Raw genomic sequence first — 20,194 nt, 5'->3', positions numbered from 1 at the left:
TTTTATTCTTTGTTGCAAAAAACTAATTTAGAGTACTAAACTGCGTTTCTTGCGCCGCGACTAAAACGTTTTTAGCTCGAACAAAATTTTACCTCGAAAGGTAAGTTCGCCCTATGTTCAAAACTGTTAGAGACTGAAGGCATTAAAAGTAGATCGGGCCCGATCTGGATAAAGAGAGATTCATAGCAAATGATAACTAAGCTACTGACAAAAGTGATTGGTAGTCGCAATGACCGAACACTGCGCCGTCTGAGAAAGATTGTAAAAGAGATTAATAACTACGAACCAACATTTGAAGCACTTTCTGATGAAGAGCTAAAAGCGAAAACAGTTGAGTTCCGTCAGCGTTTAGAACAGGGTGAAACTCTAGATAAACTACTACCAGAAGCGTTCGCGACTGTGCGTGAAGCGTCTAAGCGTGTTTACGGCATGCGTCATTTCGACGTTCAGCTTATCGGTGGTATGGTACTGAACGCTGGTCAAATTGCAGAGATGCGTACAGGTGAAGGTAAAACGCTAACTGCAACACTTCCTGCTTATCTTAATGCGCTGCCTGGTAAAGGCGTACACGTTGTTACCGTCAACGACTACCTAGCGAAGCGTGACGCGGAAACCAACCGCCCTCTATTCGAATTCTTAGGTATGTCCGTCGGTGTTAACGTACCTAACATGCCACCTCAAGAGAAAAAAGAAGCTTACCTAGCGGATATTCTTTACGGTACAAACAACGAATTTGGTTTCGACTATCTACGTGACAACATGGCATTCCGCGCTGAAGACCGTGTACAACGTGAACGTTTCTTCGCTGTAGTCGATGAAGTGGACTCGATTCTTATCGATGAAGCGCGTACTCCGCTAATTATCTCTGGCCCTGCAGAAGACAGCTCTGAGCTATACATTCGAATCAATACTTTGATTCCTCATCTGCAAAAGCAAGATCAGGAAGACTCAGAAGAGTACCGCGGTGATGGTCACTACACGGTTGATGAAAAATCAAAGCAAGTTCACCTGACAGAAACAGGCCAAGAGTTTGTTGAAGAGCTGATGATCAAAAACGGTCTAATGGAAGAGGGCGATACGCTTTACTCTCCGACAAACATCAGCCTGTTGCATCACGTGAATGCAGCGCTTCGTGCCCACGTACTGTTTGAAAAGAACGTCGATTATATCGTAAATGAAGACGGCGAAGTCGTTATCGTTGATGAACACACGGGTCGTACTATGCCTGGTCGTCGTTGGTCTGAAGGTCTTCACCAAGCGGTAGAAGCGAAAGAAGGCGTTAAGATCCAAAACGAAAACCAAACGTTGGCATCGATTACCTTCCAGAACTTCTTCCGTCTATACGAAAAACTGTCAGGTATGACAGGTACGGCAGATACTGAAGCGTTCGAATTCCAGTCTATCTACGGCTTGGAAACGGTTGTTATCCCAACCAACAAACCAATGGTTCGTAATGATATGCCAGATGTGGTTTATCGTACCGAAGCAGACAAGTTCAACGCGATTATTGAAGATATCAAAGATCGTGTTGCCAAAGGTCAGCCATCTCTAGTGGGTACAGTGTCTATCGAGAAATCTGAGCTTCTCTCTAATGCACTGAAGAAAGCCAAGATTAAACACAACGTACTTAACGCTAAGTTCCACGAGAAAGAAGCTGAAATCGTTGCAGAAGCAGGTACACCTGGTGCAGTAACAATTGCAACTAACATGGCCGGTCGTGGTACCGATATCGTGTTAGGTGGTAGCTGGCAGGCTCAAGTTGAGAAGCTAGATAACCCAACTCAAGAGCAAATCGATAAGATTAAAGCTGACTGGAAAGTGGTTCATGATCAAGTACTAGAAGCAGGTGGTCTGCACATTATTGGTACAGAGCGTCATGAGTCTCGTCGTATCGATAACCAGCTACGTGGTCGTTCTGGTCGTCAAGGTGATGCGGGTTCATCTCGTTTCTATCTATCGATGGAAGACTCACTACTGCGTATCTTCACCTCTGATCGTATGGCAAGCTTGATTCAAAGCGGTATGGATGAAGGTGAGGCAATCGAATCTAAGATGCTGTCTCGCTCAATCGAAAAGGCACAACGTAAAGTTGAAGGCCGTAACTTCGATATTCGTAAACAGCTACTTGAATACGATGATGTTGCCAACGACCAACGTAAAGTGGTGTACGAGCTACGTGATGAGTTGATGGTTGTAGAAGACATCAGTGAGATGATCGAACAGAACCGTCAAGACGTTCTAACTGCGGTTATCGATGAGTACATTCCGCCACAATCTCTAGAAGACATGTGGGATGTGGAAGGTCTACAAGAGCGCTTGAAGAACGACTTCGATCTTGATGCGCCAGTGAAGCAGTGGCTAGAAGAAGATGACAAACTTTACGAAGAAGCACTGCGTGAGAAGATCATCGAAACAGCGATCACTGTATACAAACAGAAAGAAGAAGTGGTTGGCGAGCAAGTGCTGCGCAACTTCGAGAAATCTGTGATGCTACAAACGCTAGATACGCTTTGGAAAGAGCACCTAGCTGCAATGGATCACCTTCGTCAAGGTATTCACTTACGCGGTTACGCACAGAAGAACCCGAAACAAGAGTACAAGCGTGAGTCGTTTGAGCTGTTTGAAGGTTTGTTAGATGCGTTGAAGTCAGACGTGATTACCATTCTGTCTAAAGTTCGCGTTCAGCAACAAGAAGAAGTAGAGCGCATGGAAGAGCAGCGTCGCACTCAAGCGGAAGAAGCAGCTCGCCGTGCTCAAGCGCAACATGCGTCAGCGCAAAGCCAGCTTGCAGACGGTGAAGAAGAGGCAGAAGGCGCGCACCAACCAATGGTACGTGAAGAACGTAAAGTTGGTCGCAACGAGCCTTGCCCATGCGGTAGCGGTAAGAAATACAAGCAGTGTCATGGTCAGATTAACTAATTAGATCATCACTGTATAGAGATTGAAGAGTCGCTTAGGCGGCTCTTTTTATATCTAATGGTTATCTCAAAAATAGTCAGCCACAATGCAGGGCATGACAATGGAAAGTAAATAGGAAGTCTGATGAAACGAATTCATATCGTCGCGGGAATAATCTTCAATCAAGATAAATCGCAGGTGTTTATTACTAAGCGCCCTGATGACAAACATAAAGGCGGCTTTTGGGAGTTTCCTGGCGGTAAAGTAGAGCAGGGTGAAACCATAGAGCAAGCCATGGTTCGCGAGCTTGAAGAAGAGATTGGCATTACCACGACTGAGCAAGCGTTGTTTGAGCATCTTGAGTTTGACTACCCTGACAAGTCATTGAAGTTTGATTTTATGACGGTGACACAATTCGAAGGTCAGCCTTATGGTAAAGAAGGGCAACAAGGAGAGTGGACAGCGATCGCTGATCTCTCTAATTATACGTTTCCCGAGGCCAATGTCCCGATCCTAGAGCGCGTGATTAAAGAGTTTTCCTAAGCGATCAAATTTTCTTAAACGATCAAAGCCCCCTAGCCAGCGGTAGTGAATACTGTTAGTTTTAATGGATTGGCTAAAAAAAACGATTATTCGAAACGGAGATATGCAATGGTACGTATTGCAGTTGCAGGAGCAGCAGGCCGAATGGGCCGTAACCTAGTTAAAGCAACTTATCTAAATCAGCAGGCGCATGTTGGCGCGGGTTCAGAGCGACCAGAATCTTCACTCGTGGGTGTGGATGTCGGTGAACTGTGCGGTGAAGGTAAGTTTGATGTTGTTCTGACTGACGACCTAGCAAAAGAGATTGAAAACTTTGATGTCATCATCGACTTCACGGCGCCAGCAAGCACGCTTGTTAACTTGGAGCTGTGTCGTCAACACGGTAAGAGCATTGTTATTGGCACGACGGGGTTCACCGATCAAGAGCGAGAGCTCATCGATACGATTGCCAAAGAAGTACCTGTAGTGATGGCACCGAACTACTCGGTTGGCGTTAACTTGGTCTTTAAGCTTCTTGAGAAAGCGGCCAAGGTGATGGGTGATTACTGCGATATTGAAATTGTCGAAGCACACCACCGTCATAAAGTGGATGCGCCTTCTGGTACGGCTATTGGCATGGGTGAAGCGATTGCCGATGCGATGGGTAACAAGCTCAATGATGTCGCTGTCTATGCTCGTGAAGGTATTACCGGTGAGCGTACTAAAGATGAGATAGGCTTTGCTACGATTCGAGCGGGTGACATTATTGGTGAGCACACGGCCATGTTTGCTGATATCGGTGAGCGTGTTGAGGTGACCCATAAAGCGACTGACCGTATGACCTTTGCTAATGGTGCTGTTAAAGCCGCCGTTTGGCTAAATGAGAAGCCTGCAGGCTTCTATACCATGACCGATGTGTTAGGGCTCAATGAGCTGTAAATCAATAATTATGCGCTGGGCTTGCCCGGCGCTTTTAGTATCTAGCCAGTAATGCTCGTTTAATAAACCAGCTGGAGTACGCTGGTTATATGGTTTTTGAGTGCCCATTTTGGCTGTTATGACGTGCTTTTTGTTTTAACTGCTTAAAAACCTAAGTTAACTTAGGTTGTTCAACGTTTGCGCAAAAAGTGAAAACAAAACTGTGATCTGTAATGAGTGAAAAATGACACAATTCATAAATTTTTCATCTCATCCTCCCAATGCTCTGACTAAACTTTGTTTTTTAGCCATCTAAAACCCTTTTTTGATTTAACCGCTCTAAATATCCAACTTATTTTCACGACTCTGTTGACACAAATCACAACCATCATTAGAATACCGCCAATTTGTCTAATTTCCATAAACACGCACTTTTGAGTGTTGCAGGAAGGTAGATTTGCAAATTAAATCAATTTTAATGCATTTTTATTCCGGAGGTTGTCTTGAGCAAGTCAGCACTGCTAGTCCTAGAAGATGGGACAGTATTTCACGGTGAATCCATTGGCGCAGATGGTTCTGCTGTCGGTGAAGTCGTTTTTAACACCTCGATGACGGGGTACCAAGAAATCCTCACTGATCCTTCCTATTCTCAACAAATTGTTACTCTTACTTACCCTCACATTGGCAATACCGGAACCAATTCCGAAGATGAAGAATCCTCTTCAATCCACGCACAAGGCCTTGTGATTCGCGACCTTCCTCTTATCGCTTCTAACTTCCGTAACGAACAATCCCTTTCTGACTACCTTAAATCGCAAAACATCGTCGGCATTGCTGATATCGATACGCGTAAGCTCACACGTATTCTGCGTGAGAAAGGTGCGCAGAACGGTTGTATCGTAGCAGGTAACAACCTAGACGAGGCTCTAGCGCTAGCTAAAGCGAAAGAATTCCCTGGCCTAAAAGGTATGGACCTTGCGAAAGAAGTTACAACAAAAGAAGCGTATCAATGGAAACAAGGTTCGTGGACGCTTGAGGGTGGACTTCCTGAGGCGAAAGACGACAGCGAACTGCCATATCACGTTGTTGCCTACGACTTCGGTGCAAAACGCAATATCCTGCGCATGCTTGTTGACCGCGGCTGCCGCCTAACGGTAGTACCTGCAGAAACATCAGCAGAAGAAGTATTGGCTCTTAACCCAGATGGTGTGTTCTTATCAAACGGCCCGGGTGACCCAGAACCATGTACTTACGCGATTGAAGCGACAAAAGTCTTCCTAGATAAAGGCCTACCGATTTTCGGTATCTGTCTTGGTCATCAAATCCTAGCGCTAGCTTCTGGTGCTCAAACGGTGAAGATGAAGTTTGGTCACCACGGTGCAAACCACCCAGTTAAAGACCTAGACCGTAACGTTGTAATGATTACTTCTCAGAACCACGGTTTTGCTGCGGATGAAGCAACACTACCTGAGAATCTACGTGCCACTCACGTGTCGCTATTTGATGGCTCACTGCAAGGTATCCACCGTACAGACAAGCCAGCGTTTAGCTTCCAAGGTCACCCAGAGGCGAGCCCAGGTCCAGAAGATGCGGCACCGCTATTTGACCACTTTATCGAACTCATTAAACAACACAGCGCTTAATTCGGAGTAGTAGAGAATGCCAAAACGTACTGACTTAAAAAGTATTCTAATTCTAGGTGCAGGCCCGATTGTTATCGGTCAGGCATGTGAGTTTGACTACTCTGGTGCTCAAGCATGTAAAGCACTGCGTGAAGAGGGTTACCGAGTTATCCTTGTAAACTCTAACCCTGCAACCATCATGACTGACCCAGACATGGCGGATGCAACTTACATCGAACCAATCCAGTGGGAAGTGGTTCGCAAGATCATCGAGAAAGAGCGCCCAGATGCGGTACTACCAACTATGGGTGGTCAGACTGCGCTTAACTGTGCTCTAGATCTAGAAAAGCACGGCGTACTTGAAGAGTTCGGCGTAGAGATGATTGGTGCAACGGCTGACGCTATCGATAAAGCAGAAGACCGTTCTCGCTTCGATAAAGCGATGAAATCTATCGGCCTTGAGTGTCCACGTGCCGATACGGCGAAAACCATGGAAGAAGCTTACGGCGTCCTAGAGATGGTTGGCTTCCCTTGTATTATTCGTCCTTCATTCACTATGGGTGGTACCGGTGGTGGTATCGCTTATAACAAAGAAGAGTTCGAAGAGATTTGTCGTCGCGGTCTAGACCTTTCGCCAACTAACGAGCTTCTCATCGATGAATCCCTAATCGGTTGGAAAGAGTACGAGATGGAAGTGGTTCGCGACAAAGCCGACAACTGTATCATCGTATGTGCGATTGAAAACTTCGACCCAATGGGTATCCACACAGGTGACTCAATCACAGTAGCGCCAGCTCAGACGCTAACGGATAAAGAGTACCAGTTGATGCGTAATGCATCTCTAGCAGTACTGCGTGAGATTGGTGTAGAAACAGGCGGTTCAAACGTACAGTTTGGTATCAACCCGAAAGATGGCCGTATGGTTATCATCGAGATGAACCCACGTGTATCTCGCTCTTCTGCACTAGCGTCTAAAGCGACAGGTTTCCCAATCGCTAAGATTGCAGCGAAACTGGCTGTAGGCTTTACTCTTGATGAGCTACAGAATGACATCACTGGTGGTGCAACTCCTGCATCATTCGAACCTACTATCGACTACGTAGTGACTAAGATTCCTCGCTTTAACTTCGAGAAATTTGCTGGTGCTAACGACCGTCTAACGACTCAGATGAAGTCAGTAGGTGAGGTTATGGCGATTGGTCGTAACCAACAAGAATCGCTACAAAAAGCACTTCGCGGTCTAGAAGTTGGCGCGACTGGCTTTGATGAAATGGTTGACCTAGATGCGCCAGACGCACTAACAACTATTCGTCACGAGTTAAAAGAAGCGGGCGCTGAGCGTATTTGGTACATTGCTGATGCATTCCGTGCAGGTATGTCTGTCGATGGTGTATTTAACCTAACGCAAATCGACCGTTGGTTCCTAGTTCAAATCGAAGACCTAGTGAAGCTTGAGCAAGAGCTTAAAGTGAAAGGTTTCGCAGGCTTGAACAAAGAAGAACTGAAAAAGCTGAAGCGTAAAGGTTTCGCAGATGCTCGCCTATCTAAGATTCTAGGTGTATCTGAAAGCGAAATCCGTCGTCTACGTGACCAGTACGATATCCACCCAGTTTACAAGCGCGTAGATACCTGTGCGGCTGAATTCTCGTCTGATACCGCTTATATGTACTCATCTTACGATGATGAGTGTGAAGCGAACCCAACTGACAAAGAGAAGATCATGATTCTTGGCGGTGGTCCTAACCGTATCGGCCAAGGTATTGAATTCGACTACTGTTGTGTACACGCATCACTAGCGCTACGTGAAGATGGCTACGAAACTATCATGGTTAACTGTAACCCTGAGACAGTTTCAACAGACTACGATACTTCTGACCGTCTGTACTTCGAACCAGTAACACTGGAAGACGTACTAGCAATCGCTCGCGTTGAGAAACCAAAAGGCGTTATCGTTCAGTACGGTGGTCAAACGCCACTGAAACTGGCTCGCGCACTTGAAGCCGCAGGCGTGCCAATCATCGGTACTAGCCCAGATGCTATCGACCGTGCAGAAGACCGTGAGCGCTTCCAAGTTGCTGTCGACCGTCTAGGTCTTCTACAGCCAGAGAACGCGACGGTAACGACAATGGAACAAGCGGTAGAGAAAGCGCGTGAAATTGGTTACCCATTAGTTGTACGTCCTTCATACGTTCTTGGTGGTCGTGCGATGGAAATCGTATACGACGAGCAAGATTTACGTCGCTACTTCAACGAAGCGGTAAGCGTATCGAACGAATCTCCAGTTCTTCTTGATAGTTTCCTAGACGATGCAGTTGAAGTGGATATCGATGCTATCTGTGACGGTGAGCGCGTAGTTATCGGCGGTATCATGGAGCACATCGAGCAAGCGGGTGTTCACTCAGGTGACTCAGCATGTTCTCTTCCTGCATACACGCTAAGCCAAGAAATCCAAGACGTAATGCGTGAGCAAGTTGAAAAGCTAGCGTTCGAGTTGGGTGTTCGTGGTCTGATGAACACGCAGTTTGCCGTTAAGAACAACAAAGTATACCTAATCGAGGTTAACCCTCGTGCAGCACGTACTGTACCGTTCGTATCGAAAGCAACAGGCGCACCAATCGCTAAGATTGCGGCACGTGTTATGGCGGGTCAATCTCTAGAAGCTCAAGGCTTCACTAAAGAAATCATCCCACCATACTACTCTGTAAAAGAAGTGGTGTTACCGTTCAACAAGTTCCCAGGTGTTGACCCACTGTTAGGCCCAGAAATGCGCTCAACAGGTGAAGTAATGGGTGTCGGTGCAACATTCGCAGAAGCTTACGCAAAAGCAGAACTAGGTTGTGGCAAGGTATACCCAGAAGGTGGCCGTGCACTACTGTCTGTTCGTGAAGGCGATAAAGAACGTGTTGTAGACCTAGCGTCTAAGCTGTCTAAGCTTGGCTACCAGCTAGATGCTACTCACGGTACAGCGGTTATTCTCGGTGAAGCGGGTATCAACCCACGTCTAGTTAACAAGGTGCACGAAGGTCGTCCGCACATTCTTGACCGTATCAAGAACAATGAGTACACCTACATCGTTAACACGGCGGCAGGTCGTCAAGCGATTGAAGACTCAAAAGTACTTCGCCGTGGCGCACTAGCAGAGAAAGTGAACTACACCACAACGCTAAACGCAGCATTTGCAGCTTCTATGGCTCATACTGCTGACGCTTGTGCATCTGTAGCATCGGTTCAAGAGCTACACGCAAAAGTGAAAGCGAACGAAGCGTAATAAAAATCAGTAAGCTCAACTGAGAGCTTATATGACAACCTTATTGCCCACTCATTTGAGTGGGCTTTTTTTTACTCTTATTGATGAATTTTTGGAATGAATTAAAGTCTAATCTTTCTCTAAGAGAATTGTTAACTTAGTGATATTTTGGCTGATAGAAACTGATAACCGATTGATTGAGAATGGAACTGACACTCGAAATACTGACGATACTTTTCTTCGTGGCGACCGCAGCGGGATTCATTGATGCCATGGCTGGGGGAGGGGGACTACTTACTCTGCCCGCGCTACTCGCGGCTGGTGTCCCTCCGACTCAGGCGCTCGCGACAAACAAGCTTCAGAGTTCATTTGGCAGCTTTTCTGCCAGTTGGTATTTCGTGCGCAATGGTATTGTCAGCATTAAAGAGATGCGCCTTGCAATCGTTTGTACTTTTATTGGCTCGGCGGTGGGTGCGGAAGCCGTCCAGTACATAGACGCAGGGGTACTGACGAGTCTAATTCCGATTTTATTGGTTGCGATCTCGCTCTATTTCCTAATGATGCCTAAAGCGAAACAACACAAAGGTGAGGCAAAGCTATCTGAAGCCATGTTTGCTTTCTCGGTTGGCGGAGGTGTCGGCTTTTATGACGGCTTCTTTGGCCCCGGCACTGGGTCAATATTCACTGTCTGTTTTGTTGCACTAGGTCACTTCTCGCTGGTGGATGCGACAGCGCGTACTAAGGTGCTTAACTTCACCTCTAATATTGCAGCGCTGCTGTTCTTTATTTTTGCCGGATTGCCGATTTGGGAGTTGGGGCTTGTGATGGCCGTCGGAGGATTCATTGGGGCACGGCTCGGCGCTAAAGTGGTCGTTAGCAAAGGACAACAGTGGATTCGCCCATTGGTGATTACGATGTCGATACTGATGGCAGCAAAGTTATTGTGGCAAGAGCATTCACCGTGGTTACTCTCTTTTATTGCTTAGTGTTTTAGTTAGTGAGTATTAAGTGATGTATTTGCTGACTTAGCTATCGAAGCAACCACTTTATCAACTAGGGCTTTGATTCGTTGATTCTTATACGAAGAAGCGCGCAGGCACACATGCAGCGGGCGATAGAGTGGCTGCAACTGCTCAAAGTGATGGCAATGCTGTTGCTCGATCTTTAGCGTTTGGATGACGGATAAGGGCACCAAAGCAGGAGCAATCCCAGAAAGGGCAAGCTGGGCTGCCGCAGCATAAGAGTCCATCTCCATCACTGGTGTCATGGCAAGACTTTTGAGGATCTTTAGCTGGTAGGTATTGGCGGTATTGTCAAGATCATTGGTAATGATCTTGCTTGGCAGTTGCTTAAGAGGGCTATCAGATACAATAAAAAACGGCTCGTCGATAAGGTGAAAAGTTTTGAGTCCATGCTGCGGAGGAAGTAAACCCGCGCAAATACCTAGGTGCGCTTTGCCAGACTGAACATGCTCAACGATTCGCGGTGTATGATTGGTGGTGATGCGAATATAAGGATCGGATTTAAAGTGCTCACCAAGGATATCTGCAAGGTAGCTGGCGACTAAAGTTTCGGAGCAATCAACGCTTATGGTGCTCTGCTCCTCCATTGATTGTTGCTCATAGATACGGCCCCTCAATTCATTGAAGGTTGGGCCAATACTCTCGATAAGATTGAGTGCATCTTGTGTTAGCTGAACATTTCTTCCATCTGGAACAATCAACTTTTTGCCCAGTTTCTTCTCAAGGTTAGCAATGCGTTTGCTGACCGCTGATTGGCTAATATAGAGCTGGCTGCCAGTACGGCTCATGGTTTTGGCCTTACTGAGCGCTAACAGTGTTTCTATACCTTCTAACAGCATGCCATCATATCCATAAGAGTCGAACAGGTGTGATACTGTACCCAATAAAAAAGCGGCGCTCAATGAGCGCCGACTGAAGCTAAATACTACTTGTGATTAGATACTTACTTTTTTCAATCTAGTGAGATCATTAAAGTACTTATTAATCAGATTTTTATCTATTCTTGGAATACCATTTCCAAAATCAGCAATTTTGGTTTTAGCTACCTTTGATTCAAAGTGTTTTGAAGGAATAGGCGAGCCAGAAACGGCAGCTAACGGTGAGTGGTAGCTATGAATAAGTGGCCACAAAGATTCAGCCTTACGCTCTTCTCCTAGTTGTTGGTGAGCCTCTTTAAACAATTGATACCAAGCGGAATATTGCTCAATTCTGTGGAATCTTACTCCTATCTCTTCTAGCCAATCGACAAATGTATCTAACGAGATACCATCATGGTGAGGGTTGACTAGATTGTAGGTGTGGAATTCAGATTCGTTTTCTGAGCCCAGTCTAATGATCGCACTAGCAGTATAGTCGACTGGTAATCCATCATAGTGAGGAAGCACTCCTTGATTGGTATAATAGAAGCTCTTAGGTGCTATTCCCGTTTCAATTAAACTAATTAGCAGTCGAGTAAACATGTCCGGTAAGTTTAGCTGGTTGTCGTATTTGCTGTGAGCGAGAATCATACTTGACCGAAATATTGTCACTGGTAAACCGCAATGCTGGTGTGCTTCACGCAGTAACACCTCGCATGCCCACTTACTCGTTGCGTAGCCACTCGCATAGCTATCACTTATGACTCGTACTGGCTCGACGATTCGAATGTCTTGATACTCATCAATTGGTTCTCGCTCCCCTCTATCTGCGACAGCAATACTAGATAAAAAAGAGAAGTGTTTGATCTTATTTTCAAGGGCTAGAGCTATTAGTTGAGCTGTTCCAACTACATTTGCGTCAAAGCAATCTCGGTATGGCAGTACGTGATTTACCAAGGCACCAGCATGGATAATGGTATCCACTTCGGTTGTAAGGTACTGCCATTGCGTGGAATCTAAACCAAATTTAGGCTGTGATAAGTCTCCATTGACAACCTCGAGTCGCTGTGAAATGAGTTTATCTAGTCTTATGCTTATTTTCTCGTCGAGGTAAGAAAAGGCATCACGAATACGGCTAATGGCTTGCTCTTTGTCTCGGGCTCGAACTAAGCATATGACTTTCCCATCAGTTTGCTCAGCTTGCTCAAGCAAATCTAATAGTAGGAATCGCCCTAAATAACCGCTTGAACCAGTCAATAGAGCCACTTTTGGCTTGTCTGAACTAGGTAGGTTGTGGGCTTTTTTTAGGATACTTTCATCAATAAATTTATCTATTTTTAATTGTTCGGCATAGACATCAGTTGCCCCTATTTCGTGAATATCTTCAAAGCTGGGTGCGTTGCCGTTTTGATTGTTGTTGGCGATAAGTTCAATTATGTATTTCAGGTCATAGGCTGGACTTATAATAATATCGACAGGTACGCGAACTTGGAACAGCTCCTCTAGCATGGTCGCAAATGAAACTGCAGATAAAGAGTCGCCACCGAGGTCACGAAAATTATCACTTGTCAGAACCTCATGGCTATCGTTACCAATGAGGCTGGTGGCTGCTTTTAAGACGATTTCTTCTACTGTTAAATGTGCACTGTTTTGATGTAACTCACTAACTAAGCTTGATTCTTGCCGCTCCAAGCCTTCGTATAGTTTTTCTAGCTTATCTTCATATTTTAATCTGAGTTTAGGGAACAGTGCCTTGCCGTGATCCGAAAGTAGTCCATTACCGTGCGTAAAGGCTTGAGGTTCAATGATGAAGTCCCTAGGAATCTCATAACCATTCAGTGAATAAGCTTTGGCCAGAGAGCGGAAAGACTCTGAAATAAGTCGCTTTAGCGTATTTGGTTCATTTTCGTATTTGTTAAGAAGCTCTTCTTTAGGCACAACCACTGCGAGCAAGCTGGATCTCCGGCTATTACCATAAACAAAAATTTGGCGTACTAGTGGGCTTGAGGTGTAGATAGCTTCTAGACTTGCAGTTGTGACAAACTCACCTTGTGATAATTTTATAACGTTACTGCGACGATCAATATAATGTATTTTTCCGTTCTGATAATCCGCAAATATATCACCAGTTTTATAGTATCCATCAGGTGTAAATAGCTCTTTATCGAGCTCTGGATGATTAAAATATCCAGGAATGATCGACTGAGTTTTAATTAATAGCTCACCTCTGGGATAGGGATAATCTTGCGTTGAGTACCCCAATTCCGGTACATCGACTAACTTATAGTTGTCTACCGGAGGAGACAATAATTGGCCAGAGACTGCAATAGCTCCAGCTTCCGTAGAGCCGTATATTATGTTGAGCTCCAGATCAAACAATGATTCCATAAAAGATTGCATTTGCTCTGATAATGGAGCCGAACCACAACTGATCCAGTTGACTTGCCCACCAAAAACTTCTGTCCGAAATTCGTGTTTGAGTGCTTGTTCTATTTCTTTCGATACTAGGTTTTCAGTTTGGCGTCGTCTATTCAACTCTGAAACGAACTTTTGGTAGATCATTTCGCAAACACGTGGCACTAGCGACAGCTCAGTTGGTCGTGCAAGTACGATGTCCTCGAAGAAACTTGATAAATTACTTTCAGAGGCGAAAAAGCAGTTTCCGCCACGAACAAATGTGTTTTTTAAGGAGGAGTGTCCGGCAACGTGGCTCATTGGCATATAGTGAAAAGTGGAAGTTGGTTGGTCGGAAAAAAGGCTTGCCCAAGCACCTCCCCACATTCCTGCTGCTAGCTTCTTGGTGTACATTGCTCCCTTCGGAGTTCCTGTACTGCCAGAAGTATAAATAAGCATAGATAGTTCATCATCTTGCTCTTCAAAATCTGGTATTGATTCTCTAAGGGAGCGACCGTCGGCAATTAACTGCTCTAAGCTTGTTAACTCGATGTCTGACTGTTGTTTTGACAGCGATTCAAGTGCATCTTGGTAGTTATTTTGGTGTGTTTTGTCTCTGTGGTCATGATCTAGAATAACGACTCTTCTTATACTTGAACAGTTTGCGAGAAGACTGAGAGTGGTGCTAAGGTAGTTGTGGCTAACAGCTAGAGTATTGGAGTGCGTCTCTGTAATGATATGAGATAACTGTTCCTCGTTAGAGCTAGTTTGTAAATGAACTGAAACCGCACCTAAACGAATACATGCTAAATCAAAGACCGCATACTGACCGCTTGTAAAGGATAAGAATGCCACTTTAGTTTGATTAGAAACTGAAGCTTTTGAGCAAAAGAAAAGTGCTTTGGCCGCGTTTTCAGCATTTTGCCATACTTGCTGATAACTCATATGAGTGTACTCGTTATCTAGCGATGGTTGAGGAGCCGTTTGTTGGTTTAGTAAAGGCTTTCGTCTTCTACGTTCTGAAATAGCTGGGCGGTGAGCATATTTTTCCATTACAGAGCGTACAATTTGGAGCAATTGCATCGTGGTGTTTCTCCGAATAGTGTATAGAGCCTGAACGAAGGTAAGTTCGTTCAGGCATAGCGGTAGATAATTGAAAAGATTATTCTGGGAGTGTTCTAGGAACCCAAATAATGGCAAGAATACCCACGATTAGCGTCATGATCCCGGCAGCACCTAATGCTAGGTGCATCCCTTCCAGATAGGCATTTTGAGCATGTGCAATGGTGTCAATCGAGATCCCTTCTACATCTAAAGTTTCGTTTAAAGTCCCTGCTTCACCCGGTCCTGAAATACGAAACGTTAGTGCTGCCAATGAGCCCAACAGTGTAATTCCAAGCGCATTCCCAATTTCATTACTTGTTTCTGCAATCGCTGCGGCTGCACCCGCTCGCTCTGGTGGCGCAGCAGAAACTGCAATATCAGCAACCAAACTAAAAGATAGGCCATAGCCAACTCCAGCGATTATGGTTGAAGCGATAAATAGCAATACCCCATTATCGGTTGTTGTAAACAACAGAATAAATGAGCCGATACTGATCAAAAAATGGGTGAGAACTAAGCCATACTTCCTTCCGGTTCGCTCAACAATTTTGCTGGTGATAACACATGTGACAGTTAAGACAACAGCCCCTGGAATGGTGACCAAAGCGGCAGTTAGAACAGGCAACCCTAGAACTGACTGAAGGTAAATTCCCGCAAGGTAGCCAGTTGCAGACCAAACAACGAGAGAAAGAAGCCCTGTTAGGATTGCTACGGTGAAAACACGATCTTTGAATAGCGAAAGGTCAAGTAATGGGTCATCAAGTACTCGTTGACGGCGAATAAACCAAAGCATCGCGAACACGCCAATGGCACCTGTTAACATCTGCTCCGTTGAAAAACCTTCAGCCGCTGCGGTTTTAATTGAATAAGTAAATAACAGCATGCCGACAAAAGAGAGCACGAGGCTTAGTAGATCAATTTTACCAACACCTTCATCTCTAACTTCTTTTAGTAGAATTGGAGCAAAAATCAGAAATAGTACAACTATGGGTATATTGATAAGAAAAACCACTCCCCAAGCAAACTTACCAAGTAAAAGCCCTCCAATTAAAGGTCCGACTGCAAAACCGCCTGCAAATGTTGCTGCGAATATACCTATGGCTTGAGCTCTTTGTTTTGGGTTAGGAAAGAGTTCACTCACGATAGCTAAACCGGAAGGGAGTAAAGTCGCTCCACCAAGCCCCATTAGCGCTCTAAATCCAATTAGCATTTCTGGTGAGGTGGAGTAGGAAGCACCGACTGAACCTAAGCCGAAAATAAGTGCCCCAATCATCATCAGTTTTAAACGACCAAAGCGATCACCAATGTTACCGAATGCCACAAGTAAGGAACCAACTATGAATCCGTAAATATCGAGTATCCAAAGGGCTTGGTCTGCTGTCGGCATCAGTGCCGTAGTAATCTTGGGCATGGCCAAATAAAGGACTGAGCCGTCCATGGCGACGAGACCGACAGGGCCTAAAACCATAAGCAAGCCTAACCAAGCTTTTTGGGTTGCACTATCGGAAGCACTAGAGTGCTTTACTGCTATATCATCCATTTGATATTAATCTCCGGTTTTAATTAAACTAAGCTACTGCGTTGTGAGTGATTATTGTGTTGTTATCGCCTAAAAGACGTTTTAGGCTACCTTGCCAAATCTCCATACCTCGTTGAGTCAGAAGAGATTCAGGGTGGAATTGAAATGATGCGAAGTGCTCGCCACGAAGCGCATGAACCTCTAGGGAGTCAAAGTCGTAGCTAAAGCGAATGCCTTTGCAAAAATATCTATTGCTGTGATCTTCTGGCACGTAGGCAGAAAAAGAGTTGTAGAAACCGACGTTTTCAGCAGAACCAAATAGATCAATTTGTTTCTGGACGCCCTGATTCGGCTGCTCTTTTCTTTTAACTTGAAAGCCCAAATTCATCGATAGGATTTGATGACTTAGGCATACGGCAATGAAAGGCTTTTGATGCTCAAGAAGATAGTTTAATGTTCTATTGAGCGCGGTGACTCTCAAGTCGGTAAAATCCGCAGGATTTCCTGGGCCGGGACCGAGAACAGTCAAATCATAATCATCAGTATCGTATTTATCTTCACAACTCTTGACGGTAACTTGGCAGTTCAACGCGCGAAACTGATGAGCGATCATATAAGTAAATGTGTCTTCAGCATCTAAGATAAGCACTCGGTACTGGGACGTGTTTGGATGTGAACTCTGTCTTCTCTTGGCATGAGTGAGCCAAAATGGTGAAATTAGAGCATTTCTAGCCGTTAACTTCTCTTGAAGCGTGGTGTGTTCAAAAAATGAGTGAAAGTCCTCTGTGTGTCTACCTTTGGTTTGCTTCTTAATTGCAGAGAGGAAACCTTGAGCTTTAGCTCGACTTTCTTCTGACTCTTCTTTGGGGTTAGAGTGGCGAACCAGTGTACTACCAACAGCAATTTTTAACTCGCCTTGAAGGGTAATGTCTGCACTACGAATAAGGATGGCAGAATCCATGGTAGCAAGGCCGGATGCGTCGTTTCCTACCAATGCAATGATGCCGCTATAGTATCCGCGCCCTTCCGGCTCATATTTGCGAATCACTCTACATGCGTTTTCTAATGGACTTCCTGTGATTGTGGGGGCAAATAAGGTTTGTTTGAGAACCTCTGATGGTGAGAAATGGCATTGCCCATGTATTAAATACTCTGTATGGGCGACCTTAGACATTGACTTTATAAAGGGGCCAAGAACAGCACCTCCGTGCTCACAGATACTAGACATCATTTTCAGTTCTTCATCGACAACCATGAAGAGTTCGTCTTTCTCTTTGCCGTTATCTAAGAACTGCTCAAAGCTATGCCTATCAGGGCCCAAATTTGGGTAGCGATAGGTTCCGCTAATCGGATTCATTGCAGCAGATTGGTTGTTCAAAGTGACGTGTCTTTCTGGCGTAGCCCCAATAAGGTAGCGCTCACCAGTAAAAACAATATATGTCCAGTAAGACCCCGATTCATTTTCGATGAGCTTACGATACAAAGACAGTGCCAAGCTGCGGTCGAAGTTGTTAATTTGGCACTGAAAATTCCTCTTCAACACAAAGTTTGCACCTGCGCCCATGCCAATTTCGTCTTCAATGATCCGAGTGACGATGCTTTGATATTCATGATCATCTATATCGAAATGCTCATTTACCAGAGCAATGTCGAGCTCTGGTGCCAATGACAAAAAAGTGCTAGACGTCATCGTATGATGATCTTGAATAGAGAGAGAGAGTAACGGCGTCTTATCATCAACATACTCAAACCCTTTTTCTCTGATTTGACGATAAGGAACGAGCACCAGCTGGGAATAAGGAGTAGAGCTATTATTGGTTCGATCGATATCAGAAAGAACTTCAAGTTCTGATATTTTTCCATTTATGATGTCAATATGACCATCTTTACCATTTTCAGAGCGTTGTATGATTGCAAATGGTTGAGAGCTTTCCTTTAATATTCGATTAAAAGCATGAGTTGAAGCGCATACCTCCATTACACGAACTCCTCTGTTGTTGTGAGCACTGCACAATTGCGTGCAGCGTAGTCGAGAGCGAGCAGGTGATTTTCACGGGAAAAATCAGCAATAGCGTCTGCGACGACAAAGGTTTCAAAATCATTGGAAAACGAATCAACAGCGGTCATTAACACACCAACATGAGCGTAAACGCCACAAATAACTAGCTGGTCACGCCCGGCTTCTTGCATCATGTGGGAAAGGTTCGTTTTTTGAAACGCACTGTATCTCCATTTCACAACTTGCCAATCATTCTCTCGAATAGAAAGCGGTTCGACGATCGATGTATGAGAGGCGTCACGAGACATTCCTTCTCCCCAGTAATCCTTAAGTAATCCTCTTTCTTTACCAGTCATCGAGCCTGGTTGTGCCGAATAACACACAGGAACTGATTTATCATGACAGTAGCTCACGAGTTTAAAGACTCTAGCTGTCAAGAGAGAGCGCATTTCTTCAGAAAACGGTTCGACAAAGTAGTTCTGCATGTCGTGGACCAATAACACAGCGCGCTTTGGATCAAACTGCCAATCTACGCGATTGCTTGGAAGTTCATTTTTATTGGGTATTGAATACGGTGAAATTTTTGGAATACCAGTCATTACTTTCCCTTATAAACATTAAGAATGTATAAAGTGTCAGTCCGTGACACTTTTCTTTGGCTGTCATACTTATGTTGCTGACACTTTTTTTCAAGAAGTATTTGCCTAGCTTATTGCTGATATGTGAAACTTGTCACATATCAATAAATTTAACTTTATACATATTTATTAGTACCTTGGAGATAAAAAACACACTAAACCCACTAAATACAAGTCTCGCATCTCTTATTAATACTTTTGATGAAATAGAAAATGTATAGGATTATGCGACACTTCACTATTGACAGGAAAAAAAACAGCAATCATTATTTGGCCTCTCATATTCCAGGGAACTGATTTGTGAAATTAATTATTTCTAAAATAAAGGAGGAGTTATTTAATGCGTGGTTTGGCTGAACGGATTAATTATGAAAACTATCAAAATTTACCTATTTTGGAAGAGGTAATAGATGAACTACCCATCTCAGAAAAAATACAGGAATTTATTTCAAAAAAGAGACAGGAAATAGAAAGTATAATATCCGGTGAAGACGAAAGGTTATTGGTTATTGTAGGTCCTTGTTCTATTCATAATACATCTGATGCCTTTGAGTATGCAAAGAAACTAGCGTCAATATCAGATAAGTATAGTGAAGACTTGCTAATAGTAATGCGGACATATTTTGAGAAGCCTAGAACCAGAGTTGGTTGGAAAGGGTTGCTTATTGAGCCTGATTTAACCGATGGGATTAATGTTCGCAAGGGTATATATGAAGCGAGAAGTTTCTTAGAGAAAGTTCTAAACCTTGGGCTTCCGACCGCCACGGAATTTCTTGATAGTGGCTTATTTCCGTATATTTCTGATTTGATTTGTTGGGGGGCTATTGGCGCTAGAACTACAGAATCACAACCTCACAGGCAGATGGCCTCAGGGCTTCCTTGTCCAATAGGATTTAAAAATGGTACCGATGGAAATATTGATATTGCTATAGATGCAATTGTTTCATCTTTAGAGCCTCACGTATTATATACCTCTTGTGGAAAGGGGAGTCCCATTGCAATAACGACATCAGGAAACAAGTTTGGACATATAATTCTTCGAGGTGGCAAAGAGCCAAACTATACAGAGAAGCACGTGAAAAATGTGACTAAAAAATTAAAGGATAACAACTTGAACTCTAGGGTTATTATTGATTGCAGTCATGGTAATAGTGGGAAAGTTGCAAAGAATCAAACTATAGTTGCCAATAATGTTGCTTGGCAAATTTCCAACGGAGAGGATAATGTTTCAGGTGTGATGATTGAGAGCTTTTTGGTTTCTGGCAACCAGTGTATAAATTCAAATGAGCTGATAAAAGGGCAGTCAGTGACAGATGATTGTTTATGTTTGGATGATACGTTGCAGATAATCGACGTTTTAGCTAATGCGATAAAAAATAAACGCTATAATCTACTTTCAGTTGCTTAGTCAATAATTTAAATCGATTAAGGAGAGTTTGTTTCTCCTTAATCAA

The 20,194-nt window shown here is 44.2% G+C and carries 12 protein-coding genes; 7 read left to right on the top strand and 5 right to left on the bottom strand.

What is annotated here, in order from left to right; genetic code table 11:
• Positions 1 to 189: 189 nt before the first annotated feature.
• From secA to AC6R16_RS06785, 6 genes are all read left to right on the top strand, one after another.
• Complete coding sequence (secA, locus tag AC6R16_RS06810) at positions 190 to 2,919, top strand: preprotein translocase subunit SecA (protein ID WP_500673947.1); 2,730 nt, start codon at positions 190 to 192, stop codon at positions 2,917 to 2,919.
• Positions 2,920 to 3,042: 123 nt separating this feature from the next.
• Positions 3,043 to 3,441 (top strand): 8-oxo-dGTP diphosphatase MutT, encoded by a 399-nt coding sequence (mutT, locus tag AC6R16_RS06805; RefSeq protein WP_500673946.1) that lies wholly within the window; start codon positions 3,043 to 3,045, stop codon positions 3,439 to 3,441.
• Between the two features lie 108 nt (positions 3,442 to 3,549).
• Entirely contained in the window at positions 3,550 to 4,359 is an 810-nt protein-coding gene (gene dapB, locus AC6R16_RS06800; protein ID WP_171381838.1) for a 4-hydroxy-tetrahydrodipicolinate reductase, read from the top strand.
• Between the two features lie 482 nt (positions 4,360 to 4,841).
• On the top strand, positions 4,842 to 5,981 hold the full coding sequence (gene carA / locus AC6R16_RS06795; RefSeq protein ID WP_500641527.1) for a glutamine-hydrolyzing carbamoyl-phosphate synthase small subunit: 1,140 nt from the start codon (positions 4,842 to 4,844) through the stop codon (positions 5,979 to 5,981).
• A gap of 16 nt (positions 5,982 to 5,997) precedes the next feature.
• Positions 5,998 to 9,228: a carbamoyl-phosphate synthase large subunit gene (carB, locus tag AC6R16_RS06790; protein ID WP_004744941.1), complete on the top strand. Its 3,231-nt coding sequence runs from the start codon at positions 5,998 to 6,000 to the stop codon at positions 9,226 to 9,228.
• 182 nt (positions 9,229 to 9,410) lie between these two features.
• A complete protein-coding gene (locus AC6R16_RS06785; RefSeq protein WP_500641528.1) occupies positions 9,411 to 10,193 on the top strand; it encodes a TSUP family transporter in 783 nt (260 codons plus the stop codon).
• 8 nt (positions 10,194 to 10,201) lie between these two features.
• Here the strand turns inward: AC6R16_RS06785 and AC6R16_RS06780 are convergent, their stop codons facing one another.
• From AC6R16_RS06780 to AC6R16_RS06760, 5 genes are all read right to left on the bottom strand, one after another.
• On the bottom strand, positions 10,202 to 11,068 hold the full coding sequence (locus tag AC6R16_RS06780; RefSeq protein ID WP_500673945.1) for a LysR family transcriptional regulator: 867 nt from the start codon (positions 11,066 to 11,068) through the stop codon (positions 10,202 to 10,204).
• A 96-nt stretch (positions 11,069 to 11,164) separates the two neighbouring features.
• Positions 11,165 to 14,563, bottom strand: a complete 3,399-nt coding sequence (car, locus tag AC6R16_RS06775; RefSeq protein ID WP_500673950.1) for a carboxylic acid reductase — start codon at positions 14,561 to 14,563, stop codon at positions 11,165 to 11,167.
• Positions 14,564 to 14,642: 79 nt separating this feature from the next.
• On the bottom strand, positions 14,643 to 16,124 hold the full coding sequence (locus AC6R16_RS06770; protein ID WP_500641531.1) for an MFS transporter: 1,482 nt from the start codon (positions 16,122 to 16,124) through the stop codon (positions 14,643 to 14,645).
• 28 nt (positions 16,125 to 16,152) lie between these two features.
• Positions 16,153 to 18,081 (bottom strand): anthranilate synthase family protein, encoded by a 1,929-nt coding sequence (locus tag AC6R16_RS06765; protein WP_500673944.1) that lies wholly within the window; start codon positions 18,079 to 18,081, stop codon positions 16,153 to 16,155.
• Complete coding sequence (locus AC6R16_RS06760; protein ID WP_500673943.1) at positions 18,081 to 18,701, bottom strand: isochorismatase family protein; 621 nt, start codon at positions 18,699 to 18,701, stop codon at positions 18,081 to 18,083. The genes AC6R16_RS06765 and AC6R16_RS06760 overlap by 1 nt, the downstream gene beginning before the upstream one ends.
• A 379-nt stretch (positions 18,702 to 19,080) precedes the next feature.
• On the opposite strand from AC6R16_RS06760, the gene AC6R16_RS06755 reads away from it, so the two are divergent.
• Positions 19,081 to 20,148 (top strand): 3-deoxy-7-phosphoheptulonate synthase, encoded by a 1,068-nt coding sequence (locus AC6R16_RS06755; RefSeq protein WP_500673942.1) that lies wholly within the window; start codon positions 19,081 to 19,083, stop codon positions 20,146 to 20,148.
• Positions 20,149 to 20,194 lie beyond the last annotated feature (46 nt).

Source organism: Vibrio sp. R10-SG3-ISO10 (assembly GCF_059834185.1).
This window is presented reverse-complemented; position numbering and strand designations above follow the sequence as displayed.